Annotated in this window: 17 protein-coding genes; 9 read left to right on the top strand and 8 right to left on the bottom strand. The window is 39.1% G+C overall.

Annotated features, from left to right (window positions below; all coding sequences use genetic code 11):
• Positions 1-78: 78 nt before the first annotated feature.
• Entirely contained in the window at positions 79-1785 is a 1707-nt protein-coding gene (locus OCI93_RS05265) for a methyltransferase domain-containing protein (RefSeq protein WP_261625926.1), read from the top strand.
• A gap of 150 nt (positions 1786-1935) precedes the next feature.
• On the opposite strand, the gene OCI93_RS05260 is transcribed toward OCI93_RS05265, so the two are convergent.
• Entirely contained in the window at positions 1936-2499 is a 564-nt protein-coding gene (locus OCI93_RS05260) for a hypothetical protein (protein WP_261625925.1), read from the bottom strand.
• A 361-nt stretch (positions 2500-2860) separates the two neighbouring features.
• Here OCI93_RS05260 and OCI93_RS05255 point away from each other — a divergent pair, with 361 nt between their 5' ends.
• Positions 2861-3424 carry a lipid-binding SYLF domain-containing protein gene (locus OCI93_RS05255; protein ID WP_261591274.1) on the top strand — a complete coding sequence of 188 codons (564 nt, stop codon included), beginning with the start codon at positions 2861-2863 and terminating at the stop codon, positions 3422-3424.
• 410 nt (positions 3425-3834) lie between these two features.
• A complete protein-coding gene (locus OCI93_RS05250; protein WP_261625924.1) occupies positions 3835-4317 on the top strand; it encodes a hypothetical protein in 483 nt (160 codons plus the stop codon).
• Positions 4318-4383: 66 nt separating this feature from the next.
• On the opposite strand, the gene OCI93_RS05245 is transcribed toward OCI93_RS05250, so the two are convergent.
• From OCI93_RS05245 to OCI93_RS05230, 4 genes are all read right to left on the bottom strand, one after another.
• Positions 4384-4761 carry a VOC family protein gene (locus OCI93_RS05245; RefSeq protein ID WP_261591276.1) on the bottom strand — a complete coding sequence of 126 codons (378 nt, stop codon included), beginning with the start codon at positions 4759-4761 and terminating at the stop codon, positions 4384-4386.
• A 177-nt stretch (positions 4762-4938) separates the two neighbouring features.
• Positions 4939-5787 carry a TolB-like translocation protein gene (locus tag OCI93_RS05240; protein WP_261591277.1) on the bottom strand — a complete coding sequence of 283 codons (849 nt, stop codon included), beginning with the start codon at positions 5785-5787 and terminating at the stop codon, positions 4939-4941.
• Between the two features lie 269 nt (positions 5788-6056).
• Positions 6057-7277: a serine hydrolase domain-containing protein gene (locus tag OCI93_RS05235; protein WP_261591278.1), complete on the bottom strand. Its 1221-nt coding sequence runs from the start codon at positions 7275-7277 to the stop codon at positions 6057-6059.
• Positions 7278-7285: 8 nt separating this feature from the next.
• The gene (locus OCI93_RS05230; protein ID WP_261625923.1) at positions 7286-8173 is read right to left on the bottom strand and encodes an alpha/beta hydrolase; all 888 of its coding nucleotides are present in this window, start codon (positions 8171-8173) and stop codon (positions 7286-7288) included.
• Positions 8174-8924: 751 nt separating this feature from the next.
• On the opposite strand from OCI93_RS05230, the gene OCI93_RS05225 reads away from it, so the two are divergent.
• Entirely contained in the window at positions 8925-9806 is an 882-nt protein-coding gene (locus OCI93_RS05225) for a hypothetical protein (RefSeq protein ID WP_261591280.1), read from the top strand.
• A gap of 310 nt (positions 9807-10116) precedes the next feature.
• On the opposite strand, the gene OCI93_RS05220 is transcribed toward OCI93_RS05225, so the two are convergent.
• On the bottom strand, positions 10117-10707 hold the full coding sequence (locus tag OCI93_RS05220; protein ID WP_261625922.1) for an FMN-binding negative transcriptional regulator: 591 nt from the start codon (positions 10705-10707) through the stop codon (positions 10117-10119).
• On the bottom strand, positions 10707-11282 hold the full coding sequence (locus tag OCI93_RS05215; RefSeq protein ID WP_261625921.1) for a GNAT family N-acetyltransferase: 576 nt from the start codon (positions 11280-11282) through the stop codon (positions 10707-10709). Before OCI93_RS05215 ends, OCI93_RS05220 begins: the two co-directional genes overlap by 1 nt.
• 142 nt (positions 11283-11424) lie before the next feature.
• Here OCI93_RS05215 and pdxR point away from each other — a divergent pair, with 142 nt between their 5' ends.
• Complete coding sequence (gene pdxR, locus OCI93_RS05210; protein ID WP_410007617.1) at positions 11425-12903, top strand: MocR-like pyridoxine biosynthesis transcription factor PdxR; 1479 nt, start codon at positions 11425-11427, stop codon at positions 12901-12903.
• Here the strand turns inward: pdxR and OCI93_RS05205 are convergent.
• Positions 12878-13366: a SixA phosphatase family protein gene (locus OCI93_RS05205; RefSeq protein WP_261591284.1), complete on the bottom strand. Its 489-nt coding sequence runs from the start codon at positions 13364-13366 to the stop codon at positions 12878-12880. The two genes, pdxR and OCI93_RS05205, sit on opposite strands and share 26 nt — an antisense overlap.
• A 505-nt stretch (positions 13367-13871) precedes the next feature.
• Here OCI93_RS05205 and OCI93_RS05200 point away from each other — a divergent pair.
• The 4 genes from OCI93_RS05200 to OCI93_RS05185 are packed head-to-tail and all read left to right on the top strand — an operon-like array spanning position 13872 to position 18408.
• Positions 13872-15128, top strand: coding sequence for an efflux RND transporter periplasmic adaptor subunit (locus OCI93_RS05200; RefSeq protein ID WP_261625919.1), 1257 nt, complete (start codon positions 13872-13874; stop codon positions 15126-15128).
• Positions 15129-15170: 42 nt separating this feature from the next.
• Positions 15171-15875 carry an ABC transporter ATP-binding protein gene (locus tag OCI93_RS05195; RefSeq protein ID WP_261591286.1) on the top strand — a complete coding sequence of 235 codons (705 nt, stop codon included), beginning with the start codon at positions 15171-15173 and terminating at the stop codon, positions 15873-15875.
• A 2-nt stretch (positions 15876-15877) separates the two neighbouring features.
• Positions 15878-17191, top strand: a complete 1314-nt coding sequence (locus tag OCI93_RS05190) for an ABC transporter permease (RefSeq protein WP_261591287.1) — start codon at positions 15878-15880, stop codon at positions 17189-17191.
• Between the two features lie 11 nt (positions 17192-17202).
• On the top strand, positions 17203-18408 hold the full coding sequence (locus tag OCI93_RS05185) for an ABC transporter permease (RefSeq protein ID WP_261591288.1): 1206 nt from the start codon (positions 17203-17205) through the stop codon (positions 18406-18408).
• The last annotated feature ends 60 nt before the right edge of the window (positions 18409-18468 follow it).

Here is an 18468-nt window from a genome sequence, read left to right as displayed (position 1 = left end):
GAAAATTAACCCTTGATTTTTAAAAATTTTAATACGAAGCTAAGCAGTGTCATTTCCTAACAATAAGTACTTGAGCCCATGTCAAAAAATAGATTAAAGCATGCACAAAACTTGATGCGGTCAAAGCAATATACTCAAGCAGCAGAGCTTTTTGTACAGCTTTTGGATGAAGATTATAGGAATGTTGCAGCGTTTTCTGGCCTTGCACAGTGCTACCTCAAAATGGGGCGTTTTTTTGAATCGCTAGGTTGTGCAATAGATGCTGTTCAGTTTGGAGGTTACCAGCAGAGTGAGTTGATTTCTTTACTTAATATATTGAAAGTAATAAATTTTACGTCGTACCTAAAACCACTTGAGAAGGCGCTGCATGAGGCGATTAAGTATCAATACCTAGAAGGTCACGCTGTAGAGTATCTGAGAGTGCAGTTATTTGCTAAGTATGAGAAAGCTTTAGCAGAAGAAATTACCACTCTTGATGAGCCTCTTGAAAGCATGTTAGCTGATCCCACATTTTGTGCTGTTATCGAGCGTGCCATAACACCTAATCACCAATTAGAAAAAGTTATTTTATTGGGTAGGAAAGAATTATTAAGGTGCATTGCAAATAATTTGGATGCGCGAAAGTATTTATCGACTATGGTCGCTATTGCTTGTCAAAATTTACTCAATGATGGTATTTACTTCACAAGTAAAGAAGAACTTACATTACTTAATCAATTAGATTTGAGTGACCCTTTATTTACCTCTGAAGTGATGGCACTCAAGCTATGTTATGCCAGTTTTGACGAGGCATTAGAGCTTTGGCAACAAGGAGGAGATGGCTTTTCACACTACAAAATGTTACCAATTGCTGAGGACTTAAAGTTCTACCTTTCAGTTCTTCAAGGAGAAACGGAGTCTAATAGCGAGCTTACTAATGAAACTTCTAAGCAAGTACAAACATTTTATAAAGCAAATCCATACCCCAAATATAAAGTGGTCAATTTAAGCTCGCTTAGTTTTGAGCAATGTATGACAAGATTGGGGTTAGATAGCATTCAAACTCCTAATATATTGATAGCAGGTTGTGGCACAGGTTTACAGGTCGTAGAGACCGCTTTTGCCAATCCTTATGCCCAAGTTACGGCAATAGATATTAGCCCTGTTAGTATGCAGTATGCTCAACAAATGGTGAAACGCTATAAATTACAAAATGTGCGCTTTGAACTTCTAGATATACTAGAAATTAGCAAATTAAGTAAACAGTTTGACTTTATTCTTTGTACTGGTGTACTGCATCATATGGCTTCTCCACAGCTTGGACTTAGTAGATTAAGTCAGTGCTTAAAATCTAATGGTTTGATGATCTTAGGCTTTTACAGCAGTTTAGGTCGACGCGAGTTAGCAAACATAAGAGCAGAGGCTATTGACTACTTTGGTACTGATGAAATCACCAAGAAGCAACTACCACAATGGCGTAATGAGTGGACCAAACAGCAAAAAAGTAGGCAATGGTTTAACAGTAATGATTTTTTTAATAGTAACGGTTTAATGGATGCCGTTTTTCACCCGCAAGAGATTAACTATAGCCTTGAAGCGATTGATCAATTGTTAAATAACTCTGGTATCGAATTTAAATCAATGGCGATTTCTAACGTACAGATGGTTCAATATAAACAGGCTTTAGATGAATTTCAGCCATTGGAGCTTGGTGAAACCTTAACTCGTTGGGAACAGTTCGAAAAAATGCATCCAGACTTTTTCTTCGGTATGTATAATTTCTTTGCGGTTAAAAATAATGTTTAGGTATTGTACTCCGTACTTTCATCTAACAGAGTGAGTTGGTTTCCTAGGAGCTAATTTATAAACGCCCTAATCATGTCATTGTATCTAATAGCTCTAAGGCAGGCCATTAAAGTGCATTAATGGCCTGCCCAAGAACAATGCTCAAGATGCTTAAGAGTAAGTTGACAATAGGTTACAAGGCTTTACTGGCTCGCCTGATTTTAAAATTTGTATATGGGAGTTTTTAATGTCACCAATAAGTGGTGCTATTAAGGACTCAAAGTTGTTAGCGGCTAATTCTATTTTTTTTCCTTGTTTTTCCAGTGCTTTAAAATCATCTTCATGATTGGATGCCAGTGTACTGAGTTGGTTTGATATTTTCTTTTGCTTGGCTAGTAAAGTTTTATCTATTGTTAATTTACCGTCATGTTCTACAAACGCTTTACTTGATAAGGCTTCAATTTGCTTACCAAGCCTGCTCATTTGGGCGCTGACTTTATCGACAGGCTTTTCTAACTGCTTCATCTTTTTAGAGAGTGTTGTTAAAGCCAGGTAACTGCTTAGTTGCTGATCATTTAGCGGTTCAACAAGTACTTGCTGGCAATCTTGAAATACAATCATTCGATATTCTTCATTACTAATTTTTTGTTTTTGAAAGTCTTTTGTTGTGTTCTTAGCGAAAGAGACTGACATAACGGTAACAGTAATAGTAAGGGCGACTAAATATTTAAGCATGATGTTCTTCTGTTAGTAGATGAGGTTTAAATGATTAGTCGTAGATTTGTTTGAAAAGGTTTAAACAGAACCATCATAAAAGTGAATAGTTTTTTAACTGAATGTATAGTTCGCTTTTTTCGATGTTTAAATGCGTTATAATGTGGTTTTATTTTACTAAGTGTATATGTAAACTAATTTTGATTTCACACTTATCCCTTCATGATTACCCATGATATTGGCCGCGTTAAGCGGCCTTTTTTTATCTCTACAAAGAATGCTTAAAAAAAATATTTGTAGATTCAGGTAGTGGCCAGCTTCTTTTACTAAAATACCCAGTTAAATGTAATTCATGAGTTCATTTCTGTTAGGGGAGTTAAGTATGAAAAGTAATTCTATGATGGCTATCATATCATTCGTTCTATTTTTAAGTGGTTGTGTATCATCGGCAGGAAACACTGTGGCTCAAAAACGCGCAGCAGTGGAGGATATGCGTGGTGATGTATTGAGGTCCCTCTATTCAAAAAAGCCCGATGTACAGCAACAAATTGCAAGCTCAGCTGGGTACGCTGTATTTGATAATGCCAATGTAAATGTGATCATTGCCAGTTTTGGTGGTGGATATGGTGTAGCAGTTAATAGCAAAACGGGTGCTCGAACATACATGAATATGGCTGAGGCGGGTATTGGCCTTGGTATTGGTGCAAAAGATTTTAGTGTTGTTATGGTTTTTCATACTCAAAAAGCACTTGCAAGGTTCATTGAGCATGGTTGGGCATTTGGTGGTAATGCTGATGCAGCCGCTAAACACAAGCATCAAGGTGGCGCAGTCGCGGCGGAAGCGGTTGTTGATGATGTTACCGTTTACTCACTGACAGAAACGGGCCTAGCACTGCAAGCTGTACTAAAAGGGACTAAGTTTTGGGTGGATGATGAGCTTAATTAAGATGTGTAAGATTATTGACAACAAGCTAAGAGTCTAGAGGTATTATGTCAATTAAACAGCGCCTATAGTTGGCGCTGGCGTTATCTTTTGGCTGGTAAGTATGTTTGTTAGACCTACATTTTATTTAATTTATTAATATTCATTGGGTTATGGTTTCTCTTTGTCCTTTTTTGATAAAGAAAAGCCTCTATAGCAGCATAAAGTTACAGTTAATTGGGCTAAGTAAAATTTTATACACTTTTCAGTCCTTGTTATTTTATTTACTTTCCACCCTTACTATTAACATATTAATATTTAGTTATGCGAAATTAACAGACATAAGGAAGTTACCTATTGGAAACAATTAAGTAACTTTTTATGCAGTTTCGTGGTTTTAATTGGTGGTTATAATAAGTAACAAGGAGGTAAACATGAGCATGACAGCAGATTATAAGTTACCTAAACAAAGGATGTTGTTTGCGCATAATATGAAAAGTAAGAACACGTCTTTTTTGAGTCGCATTAAACTACGATTGTTTGGTAAAAAAACGACGGTTCAACTTGAGCAAGATATCCATACTCAAGATGCTGCAGAATTTGGTTTGACAGATGTTGTAAAATATCGTCGAAATGATAAGTCAGTATATGTTAAGCACGTATTCTCAGAGCATTTAAGTCGTGCTGTTAAACCTAAAATCACGTCAGAAGATATCAACTTTTTTAGGGCGCTTGATAAAGTTGAGATGCGTTGCTACGTATTGGTTTATGTAAAAAATCCACAGACTAAAAACTACGATAAAGCTTTCTTTTTAGATGACTATGAAGCAATTCAGGGTATTGAGTTGGCTGAAGCAAATAGGCGTTTAAGTAATTTGCCGCAAGCAGCCAAAACCATTCGTAACGAATTGCTTTGACGAACTAGCTTTTGCAGCCATTGAAACTCGTAGCTCCAGCACAGGTATAGGTTGCTCTTTGTACTTTTACTGCATCTCGCAAGGAGAGCAGATATCAATCAAACAACCGTTAGGGTCCTGTGTTAGAAAGCGGCGTTGTCCGTAAAATTCATTGCGCGGCTCTTGGAGTATTTGTAAACCCATTGCTACTGCTTTTTTATAAGTATTGTCTACATCAGACACTACAAATGTGACATACATCCCCGTCGGCTTATGTTGATAAAGGTTAGGTACCAACTCATGTTGTCTTTTGATAATACCATACTCAATTTCGGCATTATCAGGTGAACATAGTTGAATATACCAATCACTTTCATATTTAACGTCGAACCCTAAAAGATCGACATAAAAGCGTTTACTACTTTGTAAATCATCAGAACAAATATTGGTCAGAATTCTCATCATTACTCCTTTAATTGCTATCGCAAAGGTACAAATTTTTAGTTAACTTGGTGGCTAAATAACTAAAGCTATTCATTTAGCCCACCAAACGTAACACATAAAAGTTTATGATTTTTCAAATCAACATATCTATAACACCCTGCCGATAGCAGGCAATTTCTTACTAGATTTATGATAAGCTTAATGTTTTGGCCTAAGTGTTTCAATAATTGCCGCATCTACCCAGTGGGGACTGCCTACCACATATCTACTGCCATCTTCCCTGATCTTTACATCTCCCTTCCAAAAGAATAAATATTTGCCATCAGGTGTAACTTTTGGCCGTTGTTCGTAACGTGGAGTATTTATTTTTTCTCCCATGTTAATGGCCTCACCCCATGAGCCATCTTTTTTGCGAAAACTAATGTAGATATCAGGGGTATTTTCACCTTCTCTTTCTGCATCCCACATTAAGTAAGATTCATCTGGCGCTATAAATGGATGGGCAATATATTTACCTTTGTTGACTGCTGTGCTCATTTTTTTAGGTACTTCATATTGACCATCGATCAGACGTGAATAGCTCATATGCCCACTGCCATCTTTGAAATCAAGAACATAAAAATAATATGTACCTTGAGATGATATATCGAAACCAACGATGGGAATATTTTTGAAAGGTTCGATATTTTTAATCACAGACAAGCTTGGACTAAATAGTGCTTTATAATCATCAATATCAGTTACAGGAATAGGCTTTTTGCTCCATTGATTATTTCTGTATTGCATAACAATCCACTCAGGCGCTTTGTACTTTCCACCAGAGCGGGTGAAAGAGAGTTCTGTCATGTCAGGTAAAAACAGAACTTCACTTTCAAGGTGCGCTGTTGTCGCAACAATATCAGACGCAAATAACTCAGGTGTTAAGCCTGGTGGGGATTGCCCCAAATAGCGTTGTGTTAAAACTGGAAATGACTCTTTACTATAGCTTATAAAACTCAACGCTACATTCAAAAGTAGTACAGTGATCGACAGATAAATATGCTTCATTGTTGCTCCAAATAATTGTTTAATTTACTTAAAATTGCGCGTAAACAAAGTTCATACCTCTAAGATAAACACGGCCTAGTATCACTGTAGGTAGAAAGTAAGATCCTGACCTTCGTCAGTAAGACGACAGACGTTTATCTGGGCACTGTCGTCTTACTAATTAGTCTCATTATTGGGCCTATTCTATCATTCTGGACTTGTTTCAGAATCTAATCACCTTAAACGAGTGGCATTAAGGTGGATGTTTTGCAATAAAAAAAATAATGATATTAAATGAAAGCGGGTAACACTCTTTGTGCGGCAATTTGCATGGATTTATCATCTCTTTCATGAGCAGTTAGTACAATAACTAAATCAAGCTCGTCAATTAAAATAATATATTGTCCGCCGCCACCTTGTGCTGAGCGTGTGGAGTAGTTTTTATTACCAATTTTCATATTCGCTTGCCAAAAATAATAACCATATCCAGGGGTGGTAACAGTATCACTAATGAAGAAAGTCTCTTTTGCTTTTGGATAAACGATGCTGTTGGTGGCTTTCGTTATGTAATCGGCAGATATCAATTGCTGGCCGTTCCACTTACCATTATTTTGAACCAATGTACCCCATTTGATCATATTACGTGATGTCATGCTGGAACTGTAAGGCCCCATTGGCAGGCCGCTTACGTCATCTTTCCATTCATAATTGCTAATGCCCATTTTGTCGAGCAATTCTGTTTTGATAAAGTCTTTGGCAGACCCTGGCACTACTGCATCAAGCACTTGCATAACCAAAATTGGATCGGTGTTGGTATATTTAAATTGTTGCGTTTGCGCCGAGATGGGAGGGCTATTTTCAAGGAATGTCTGAATTTGCCCTTGGCCTTTTAGTTTAGATGGGTTGTTTTTAAACGTTTTCAATTGTTCTCTGGTGATCTGCATACCCGATTGCATGGAGAGGGCTTTGTGCAGTGTAATTTTTTGTGCACCTTCAACTAACTTGCTACGATCCAAGTCTTTTAAAAAGCTAACAACAGGCTTGTTTAAATCATTCATGGTTAAATATCCCAACTGAATGGCTCGCCCAATAGCTAAACTAACGTAGGACTTTGTTGATGATGCTTGCATATGCGGCAAATCGACACGGCCTCGTAAATAGTATGACTCAAATAGTAATTTGTTGTTTTGAGCAATCAGTAAGCTGTCGATAAGGCCGTATTTTTTATTAGCAATATCTTTTGCTAATTTTAAAATTTGCTGTTTCTTACCTCCATCAGTGCCTAACTGACCAACCTCAATATTGTCATTTCTTTGACTTGGTGTGCTATCAATAAAAGCCTTTTTTAGGTAAGGCATATCCCAAAAACTAACCTTTGCTTCAGCAGCGGAAACTTCTGGTGGCAAGTGCGCACTATCGTTGTTAGCTTTTACGGTACTACTTAGCCCACTGACGAGTAAAATAGTTATTATGCCTTTTAACTTCAAATTAAGTTTTAACTTATGTTTCATAATTACTCTCACTTTTTGGTTTCTTTTATTGGTAGGCTAGACAGCCACTTCACACCGCGTACACCCATTTCAGGGAAAGAGTCGCTATGACCCGCAGATTCAATCGTTGTAAGGCTAATTGATGATACGAGCGAATATTGTTTATTTTTAAAAGTATTAACAAAGTGCTCAATAGTAGGGGCGAGTTCTTTCTCTAAGTCGCCATAGGTGACAAAGAGATTGATTTTAGGTTTTTTACCTCGCAGTGTTTCGTGCTCAAGATCAAATAATGCGGTGCCATGGCGCCATATACTGGGGCTACCAAGTATATAATTCTTAAATGTTTCCGGATGAGTCATTAATGCATATAAACCAAATAGGCCGCCAGATGAAAACCCTAAATAACTGCGATTATCAGTTTGTGTGCGGTAATGAGCTTCTACGAAGCTAAAAACGTCTTTACGAATAAAAGAGAGGTGATTTTTGGCTTGTCCGTATTGTATTTTTGGATGCTTCGGGTTGATCGTTTTTTGAAATGAATAATCACCAAAGCGACTAAAATGTGCGCCATATTGTTGCTTCACATCATCTTTAATATCTGTTTGCCAAGAGATACCCACCAAAATAACATCTTCCATCATAAAGTAGGTAGCAGCAGAAAGTAGCTCTATATGCCATAAGGCATCAGTAAAGTAAATTACCGGGTAGTGACGGTCTTTATTGTCTTTATATGTGGCAGGTAACTTAATATACAGCGCATACTGTTTATTGGATTGAGTATCTTTAATCGGTATTATTTGTGAGTCAGGTATTACGAATTTAGTAGACTCCAATGATGGTTGCTCACTGGCTTCAAGCTTCGACAATGATAAAAAAGCTAAGAGTACGAACACGAATTTTTGTTTTATATTTTTCACTTCACTAATCCATTATGGATAATATACGTCGAGCTAGAAGTTAAAGGAATAGAGTTGAAAATACGTGAAGTTCTACTGACGTTTTACTGAATTCCAAGTGATAAAAAATAAAAGCTTTTTATTCAATTGCTTATGGTTTTAGGGCGAATATATGTGTACAGCGTTATCATAGGACAGGTCCGGCATACTAATTTTAAAATACTGATATGCTATTTGAGCCTATGCTTTTGTTTGGGTTTTACAGCACAACCGAATGAATGTTTTTAGTCATTTTTAAAGCCTGCAGTTAATACCTCTTCCATATCATCCATGCCTTTTACAGTGTTGGGCATACTGTGTTTAAAAGGTTTCAGCCTCAACATATTCCATCCCAACGGCCTTGAAATAGCCATGTTTTCGGCATATAACCTTGATAAATATGGTACTTATCTTCTTTCATACTCACATCAAGTACCCAGTGTAAACTGTTCTCTATTTGCCAAGGTTGCTACATTTTGATGCTGGTAGGAGTGGCTATTTCAAATAGTCACGCGAATTAATTTTATTTTGGATTGGCGCTGAGCAAAGAACAACCGTATAAGGCACATCAGTTATCCAGTATATTTATGATTATAAAATCAGCCATAAGTCATCATTACGTCAGCTCTTTTATTGCTCAATAAGTTAGGATAATTGCCTACCTAATGAATCAAGTTTTTGGTTACTAAATTTCTTAGAAATAACCATAAACTATTGAAGAGAGTAAATAATAATGAAATTTTCGTTTTGCTTTATCACTTTTTTAGCATTACTTTTCTTAAATGTCCAAAGTTACGCTCAAGGTGAACTTTCCACTTTAAGAGGTCTTTACCTTGGGCAAACTCCCCCTGATTCAACCCCTGAAGTATTTGCTAAAGGGTATGTTTCAACGGTACACCATGACACAAGTATTTCCTTCACTGCGAACCTGAAAGAGCTCTACTTATCACGTTATAATAGTGATACAGGAAAATGGAAGCTGATACGCTTCAAACTAGAAAATAAACAATGGAAAGAATCGATTATAGGTCCTAGAGTTGGTAGGCCTATTCTTTCACCTGATGGAAATACCATGCATTTGGGCAATAAATATATGACGCGGACTGTTCAGGGCTGGTCTGAGGTCAAAAGCTTAGGGAGCATGTTTGAGCAAGATAATTGGGGAATAATGCGTTTATCTTCATCGGCTGATGGCACATATATATTTGATGATTATAAGAGTAATGATGTATTACGTATTTCTACTATAGAAAACGGACAACGCCAGAGCCCAAAGCTATTAGGACCACACATTAACTCAGGTAAATGGACTGCCCACCCATTTATTGCTCAAGATGGCTCTTATATCATTTGGGATAGCGAGAAGGTGAGCGGATATGGAGACAAAGATCTGTATATCAGTTTTCGTCAAACTAATGGAGATTGGAGTAAGGCATTTAATCTAGGTGAAACGATCAATACCAAGCAGGTAGAGGCTGGGGCTTACGTGTCACCTGATGGTAAATATCTTTTTTTCAACCGTGTTCCATTACAAGCAAGTGATGGCAGTGAGCCAAAAGGTGATATTTACTGGGTAGATGCAGAAATAATCACCAAACTCAGGCCAATGCTATAACAGTATTTCGTACTTTCTAAAGTTAGAGTGGAGATCATATGCTGAGCATTCACTGGGTAATGGAGTGGCTGTTGCATTGTTTGAATAAAGCATCACTTTTTAGCGAAGTGGTGCACTTACTACCTGAATTCGGGCTCATATAAAGTTTATCCTACACTTTAAATAACGTGGACATATATGTCTTCTCCTCCTGTCACTTCTGGTGAAGGCTTTAATAAACATGGTAAGTGCTCAAAAAGAGCGCATAAGGTCACAGTAAACAAGATCAGCCAAAAAATACGAGCCTTAGTGGGCCACTCCTGTAAAACCGCTAATCCACCATTTTAGCAAGCGCCATATCACCTTGTTTAGCAAGGTTTTGTTTTATTTGCGTTTTAACATGTTGTGGCTTGTTTTGACTGAGTTTAAAATCACCTTGCCAGTGCTGTATTGAAATGGTGAAAAATTCAATGTGTTTAAGCATCGTGTCGCGTTTGGCATCGCATAACGCGTTAACAGGCCATGGGTGCTCAAAGGCTTGCTCAAAGTGGTTTGTGATCTGGTTTATCATGCTTAGTTTAGTGTGAGTGTCACGCACTACCTCAATTAGCCCCGTCAGTTGTGCGTTGGCGTAAAGCCAAGTGGGCACGACCAAGTGTTCGCTGTGATTAGGTGACAAATAACCGTTTGGGCCATGAAATAGTATTTTAACTTGGCTGTTTTTTGCAGCTATAAGCGGGTTATTGGCGGCGACATGGCCAATAAATATTTGCTGTGTTGCATCAAACACTAGGGGAGCATAAATAGCATGATTGAGGCTACCATCATCAGCTTGAAATAAAATAGTGGCTAAGGGCGCTTGTTGAGCCAATGATAATATTCGCTCAAGTGTATTATCTTGAAAATGCGTCGGTGGATACATTATAACTTCTCCTGCAATTGCGCTTTAATTTGTGGCCACTGTTGATCAATAATGCTAAAGCGTGCGGTATTTCTAAAACTGCCATCAACCAATCGTTTATCTTTATAAAAAATACCTTCAAAGCGAGCGCCTAAGCGTGCAATGGCATTTCTAGAGAGTTGGTTTTGTTCGTGTGTACCAAAAGTAACGCGAACCAACTTAAGTGTTTCAAAAGCGTAATTTAATAATAAATATTTACTGTGCGTGTTGATGCAGCTGCGCTGCCAAGGTACGCCAACAAAGGTATGACCAATTTCTGCACTGAGGTTTTGTTTATCGAGCCTAAATAAGCGTGTGGTGCCCACAATTTTTTTATCTGCTTTACTGTAAATACCCATTACCAATTGCTGTTCTGGGTCGAACTGGGCAGTATTATAAAACCACTCACTCAGTATTTGTGGGGTTTTACAATAATTGCCTAAAATCCAACGCCAAAGTTTTGGGTCTTGCCCTGCTGCAAATAGTTTGTCTAGATGCTGTTGGGAAAGAGGCTTAAGGATAACTTGATCTGTGCTTAAACTGTGTTTTTCTAACATTGTTTTGTACTCATAAGTGATTACTCATGGGTTAACTTTAATAAATTTTGGTTTAAACTAAACAACCAGAAATTTGTTTTTGTCTAGACCAGACTGATTTAGTAAGTTAGTTTATAAGTAAGCCAACCAAAAGTTGATGCCTGTGCACCCACTAGAATTTAAAACCAGCGTAAGTAAGGAGGCGATTTATGTGCAATTGGCACATACCTTACGTCAGGCCATAAAAGCGGGTGAGCTGATAAAGGGCACTAAGCTAAGCTCGGCGCGTACCATGGCCGATGTGTATCAGATTAATCGCCATACCGTAATGAATGCATTGCAGCTATTAGTAGCCGAAGGGTGGTTAGAGTCTAAAGAAAAGTCAGGTTATTTTGTTACCCGTTCTTTGCCTATAGATTCAAGTTGCCAACAACAAAAGCAGCCACAATATCAAAAAAAGCATTTAACGTTTGCCACGACTATGTCGGAGCCTGTTACCCATGATCTTGGCCAATATCAGTATCAATTTGCTGGTGGTTTGCCAGATATTGCCAGTTTTCCATTTAATGAGTTTAAAAGTGCGTTAAGCAAGGTTTGTCAACGCGTTGATAGTACGAAGCTGCACTATGGTGATATTGGCGGGGTTGATGAGCTTAAAATACAAATTCAATCCTATCTGTATCGCGCGAGAAGTTTAAAAGTAGACGACCTATTGGTGTGCAATGGTTCACAAGAAGCATTGTTTTTAGCAGCAAGTGTGTTTATTACCTCGGGTGATTATGTAGCATGCGAAACTCTAGGCTATCCACCTGCACGCAGAGCTTTTTCTGCTTGTGGGGCGCGTTTAATTGATATTGCGCAAGATCAAGAAGGCCTTTGCGTTGCAGATTTTGAACTGCAATTAAAACAGCATAATATCAAGATGCTGTATCTTACTCCGTTACATCAATACCCCACCACCGTTACGCTGTCACCTACGCGAAGATTGCAAATATATAAGCTGTGCTATCAATATGGTGTAGTAATAATTGAAGATGATTATGATCATGAGTTTCATTATCGGTGTCAGCCACTGCAGCCTATGGCAGCCGATGACCCTGCGGGCATTGTGATTTATATTTCAACCTTCTCAAAACTCATGTTTGCAGGCGCGCGCGTAGGCTATGTGAGCGCCGCTGATGAAATACTTGTACAGATGCGTGCTCGTAAGCAATTAATGAATCACAAAAATGATGTATTAACTCAGCTTGGTGTAGCCCACTGGATGGCAACAGGGCAATTTGAGCGTCACTTAAAGCGAGCAACCAAACTATACAAAACACGGTATCATGCCATGGCCGACGTGTTAGTGCAGTATCAGCAGCAAGGGTTGCCTTTGCAATTTATAAAGCCAGACGGTGGCATGGCGATGTGGGTTGATTGCCAAGTTAATGTGCAACATGTAAAGCAAGCGGCGCACAAAAAAGGAATTTACTTACAAACTGAGGATGAATTTTACTTTGCTCAAAGCGCTCATTCTCTTAAACCAAGTATTACAGATATGCGTCATATTAGGCTAGGTTTTGCTGGGCAAAACACCCAGCAAATGCAAGCTGGGCTCACCGAGTTAATGAAGATTATTTATCCGCAATATCTGAGCTAAGGGTTAATACCTGCGCGTTAGTTGGCGTGCTAAAACTCACTACAAACACTTTATTAAACTCATCTTCGTTGATACTGACTGTGTGGTTACTCAGTAACTGCACTAATTCAGGGGTGGTATTGCTATGCCCTGCCACAACTATACTACCTTCCAGCTGCTTAAGTTGCTGAGCAAATGCTTTTAAATCACGGGGATCATAACTGTGTACTACTAAATTAAGATGTTTGGCCAGTGGCGCAATAGTTTGTTGGGTGCGTTTGTAATCGGTGCTGAATAATTGCTTGATGGGCTGTTTACTGAGCATCGTGACTAAATGGTCGGCGCGGCGCTTACCCATATCTAATAGTTGTGGATCAGGGCCAGTTGCTTTCTCAGCATGGCGGAACAAAATAATATGCTCAGGTAATGCCAGTGCAGCCTGACTTAAAAGCAGGAAAGGGAATAAAAAATATTTAATTTTCATGTTCTTATTTTTGTATTTAACCTCAGGTTTGAATAAGGGTTTTGTAATAGAGGATATTTTTTCAACAAACATTACGTACAATCCAATGATGATATTTTGCTCAATATCAACGCCGAGAGTGAGAAAAATAGCTTTATTGGGCAAATTCGCTTATCCAGAGCTGAGGCTACCTTATAGTTAACAGTCACTTTATCAGCTACCGTGTGCTCTGGCAATGTTCCTAAATCACGCTCAGGTGTATGTGGTATTTCATACCTTCTCAATGTGTCCGGTGCGGACACTTTTTCTGTCCGCGGACGGATTTTACTGAGCTGAAAAAAATCAAGCTATTGTTTTTTATGGTATTTAATTTTGGCATGTAATTGGAATACATCACAGTATCTATATTTATTGAGTACTTGATATGTTGCTTTGTTCACTTTTTTTAATATCGCCTGTAATTATGCTGCTTATAGCAAGTGCCATTACTGTGATTGAGCAAACAACATTCTAATAAGGGACATTTATGATTAAAGATACAAGTGGTCAAGATAAAGCAGTTGTGGCGAAACGTTCAACGATTAAACCACTCATTATTTTTGCTGCGGTTGTAGCTGGTGGCATGATGTCAGCGAATGCGTTTATATCTGCATCAAAATCGAGCTTATCAGTAGCAAAAGAAGACCTTAAATTTGCGACGGTTGTTAATGGCGATCTCGTACGAGATATTTCTGCGACGGGTCGCATTGTTGCGGCTAATGCGCCGCAGGTATATAGCCCTGAGCAAGGCGTAATTAATTTGTTGGTTAAAGCGGGTGATAAAGTAGCTCAAGGGCAAAATGTTGCACAAGTAACGAGTCCTGAATTGCAAAATGAGCTAAAGCAGCAGAACTCTGAGTTACAAAGGTTATTGGGTGAGTTAGAACGAAGGAAGTTAGAAGCTCGTCGTCAAACTTTGAGCTTAAATAAGTCATTGGATATGGCACAAGTTGAATTAAGCGCCGCTGAAAGAGAAAATCGTCGTGCGCAGTTATCAATTCAAAAGAGCCTAATCAGCCAGATTGACCTAGAAAAAGCGGTTGATGATCTAGCCAAAGCAAAATTAGAATATAAGCATGCACAACAAGAGGTTGAACTTGCCAAAGATACTTTGGCATTTGAACTGAAGTCAGTGCAGAGCACAGTTGCACGTCAACAGTTAGTCGTGGATGAACTCAATCGTAAAGTCAATAACTTACATATCAAGGCAAGTGTGTCAGGCATCGTTGGCAATTTATTGGTGCAGCCTCAAGCACTCGTGTCACAAAATCAAGCATTGATGACTTTGGTCGACTTAAGCGCGTATGAAGCGCAAATACAGGTCCCTGAAAGTTATGCCAACGAGCTTGGATTAGGTATGCAGGTAGCATTAAAAATTGGCAACCAAGAAGTGATGGGGGAGCTTTCTTCTATCTCACCTGAAGTAAATCAAAGAGAAGTGACAACACGGGTTAGATTTGACCAAAGTGGGCTGACAGGTATACGTCAAAATCAGCGTTTGTCAGCACGTGTTTTATTGGAAAACAAGCAAAATGTGTTGATGGTCAAGCGAGGTACATTTATGCAATCTGGCGGCAATTTTGCCTATAAAGTTGATGGCGAAAATGCAAGCAAAATTAATATCTCAACAGGGGCTATCAGTATTAATGGGGTAGAGATTTTAGCTGGCTTGCAAGCCGGTGACCAAATAATTATTTCAAATTATCAAGCATTTAAACAAGCTGAGCAAGTTACTTTACGCTAAGCGCAACATATATCGAACAGAATTAATAGCAGGAAAATTATCATGTTAACAATGAACAATATCAATAAAGTTTATCAAACCGATATGGTGCAAACGCACGCTTTACGTGACTTTAATTTACAAGTGGAAGAAGGTGAGTTTATTGCAGTGACAGGCCCTTCCGGCTCTGGAAAAACCACGTTTTTAAATATAGCGGGCATGCTAGAGACATTTACTAACGGACAATACTTGCTAGACGGCGTAGATGTAGGAAGCCTCAATGATAATCAACGTGCTGATTTAAGGAATCAAAAAATAGGCTTTATTTTTCAGGGGTTTAATCTTATTCCTGACCTTAATCTTTTTGAAAACATTGAAGTACCGCTGCGCTATCGTGGTATTAAAGCGACTGAGCGTAAACGCAGAGTGATGGAGCGTTTAGAGCAAGTTGGTTTGGCTAGCCGTGCTAAACACTTACCGCAACAACTCTCAGGTGGCCAGCAACAACGGGTTGCAATAGCAAGGGCATTGGCTGGTGAACCAAGGTTTTTGCTTGCCGATGAACCTACAGGCAATTTAGACAGTTTAATGGCGCGTCAGGTGATGGAGTTGCTTGAACAAATAAACCGCGATGGCGCAACTATTGTGATGGTAACGCATGATCCAGAGCTTGCTCGTAGAGCACCAAGAAACATTCAAGTGGTGGATGGTCAATTGGCTGACTTTACCTTGTACCAAGGCAACCCAGCAGTTGCAGTGGGAGCGTAATTATGTTTTTACATTATGTGGATTTGAGTTGGCGAAGCTTTAAACGCACTCCCATGGTGAGTGCATTAATGGTGTTTGCGATTGCCATTGGAATAGGGGTCACCATGACCAGTTTGTCTATCTATCATATGATGACAAAAGACCCTATCCCTAATAAAAGCGAACGCCTGCACCATGTGCAGTTGCAAACTATGGATGATGGAGAAGGTTATTGGTCAAAGGATGACGTGCCATTTCAGGTGACATACCAAGATGCCATTAACTTACAAAACGGTAATTTTCCTTATTTGCGTTCAGCGATGTATAAAGCGGGGTTTTCAGTACATTTAAACTCTGCGCAGTTCAAGCCATTTGTTCAAGAGGTGCGTTTATCTTCTAAAGATATATTTCAAATGTTTGACCTGCAGTTTATCTATGGCGGTACATGGACGCAGCAACAGCAAGATGATATTGCGCCAGTGGTGGTGATCTCTAAGAGTATCAACGAGAGGTTATTTAAAGGCGTAAACTCGGTTGGGCAGAGCTTTTATCTAGATGATATTTATGTACAAGTTGTTGGTGTGATAGAAGATTGGCATACGCCTGTGAAGTATTACGACCCCAATAATGGCTCCTTTAATGACCCTGAAAATATTTTTATGCCATTTACCATGGGTGCTGCATATGAAATAACAACCGCGGGCAATACTAACGGTTGGAAACATGAACCAGATAATACCTTTAAAGAGCTATTGGCATCAGAAAACCTTTGGTGGCAGTTTTGGGTGCAGCTCGAAAATGCACAAGAGAAGGAAGAGTTTGGTCAGTATTTAATGAGCTATATGCAGCAACAGCAAACGTTAGGGCGCTTTAATCGGGAGCAGCTTACTTACAACTTGTTTAATGTGATGGAGCTTATGGATTACCGGGGCGTAGTAAAGCATGACAATCAGATTATGGTGGCGCTGAGCTTTATGTTTTTGGCTGTGTGTATTGCAAATATTTTAAGCATACTGTTGGCGAAGTTTTTACGTCGAGCGCCAGAGGTGGGAGTACGTAGGGCATTAGGTGCATCTAAACGACAGGTGTTTTATCAGCATTTGGTTGAGGTAACTCTGTTGGGGTTACTAGGCGGCGTATTGGGTATTATATTAGCACAACTAGGGTTATGGGGTGTAAGAGCCAGCCATGGTGCCTATGACGCTTTAGCAAGTATGGACGTTACAATGTTGTTTGCAGCCCCAGCTATCGCAATGGTCGCGTGTATTATTGCGGGGCTATATCCGGCTTGGATTGTTTGTAAAACCGCTCCCGCAATTTATTTAAAAAGCCAATAAGGATAGTAATTATGTCTGAGCTAAAACCAATTTTAAATGCATTGCGTCGCTCTAAAGTGGGCGCCATTTTATTATTGTTGCAAATTGCAATTACTACAGCCGTTGTGAGTAATTCGGCGTTTATCATTAGTGAAAAAATGACTTATTTAAACCAAGCAACAGGCTTTGTTGAAAAAGACATTTTTACGTTTCAAATGATGCACTTTGGGAATGATGTGAATTACATGCGCCAAGCTGAGCTAGATGAGTCCACATTACGTGAGATCCCTGGTGTGATTGATGCGGTGATTGTTAACGCAGTTCCTTTAAGTGGCGGTGGGTCGTCTAGCACATATCGTTTGCAGCCAACAGGACAAAAAAGTAAGGGTCTTAATGCCAGTATTTTTGAAGCCGACTCTCATTTTTTAAACTCAGTTGGTGTGCAACTTGTTGAGGGGCGTAACTTTACAGACTCAGAAGTGGTGGTGTCGAATGATTATGCGCAATACCCTACTGTTGGAATTATCACACAAGCCTTGTCTGAAGAGTTATTTCCTGATGGTGATGCATTAGGTAATACGATTTATCGTGGAGATAACCCGGTAAAAATTATCGGTATTACGGACGTAATGAAAGGACCGTGGCTAAAGTTAGATAGACGAGATTGGTCAGTCATCGTTCCTTTTGTAATGGCTGACAAACTGACGCAGTTTATTGTTCGCACTCAGCCAGGAGAAAGAGCACAAGTGATGCAGCAAGTTGAACAACATATGTTGTCTTCAAACAGGCAGCGGGTGGTCGAAAACATTCGCGGTTTTGAGGATTTAAAAGCTGAATATGTATCACCCGACAAACTCACTATGCGAATGTTGATGGTAATGATAGTGGTATTAGTATTGATAACAGCGCTGGGTATATTTGGTTTGACGTTGTTTAATATTAACAAGCGAACAAAGCAGATTGGTACACGCAGAGCTTTGGGCGCACGTAAATCGGATATTGTTCGATATTTTTTAATCGAAAATAGTGTCATTTCGACCTTTGGGCTAGTGACAGGTTCGGTATTGGCAGTGTTAATGGCGCAACAGTTAATGAAGCATTATTCGCTGGCTCAATTACCTCTGCCTTTTATAATTACAACGGCAGTATCGGTACTCGTGATTAGTTTATTGGCTGTGATTGGCCCTGCAAAACGTGCGGCAAATATTTCACCTAGCATTGCTACGAGAACCATCTAAACGATAGGTAAATAGGTGTGCTACACTGGCGCAGTGTAGCACATTGAAGTATAAGAATAA

Source organism: Pseudoalteromonas holothuriae (assembly GCF_945859825.1).
In the GTDB taxonomy this organism is placed as follows: domain Bacteria; phylum Pseudomonadota; class Gammaproteobacteria; order Enterobacterales; family Alteromonadaceae; genus Pseudoalteromonas; species Pseudoalteromonas holothuriae.
The sequence above is the reverse complement of the archived record's forward strand: the minus strand, read 5'-3'. Positions and strand labels throughout refer to the sequence as shown.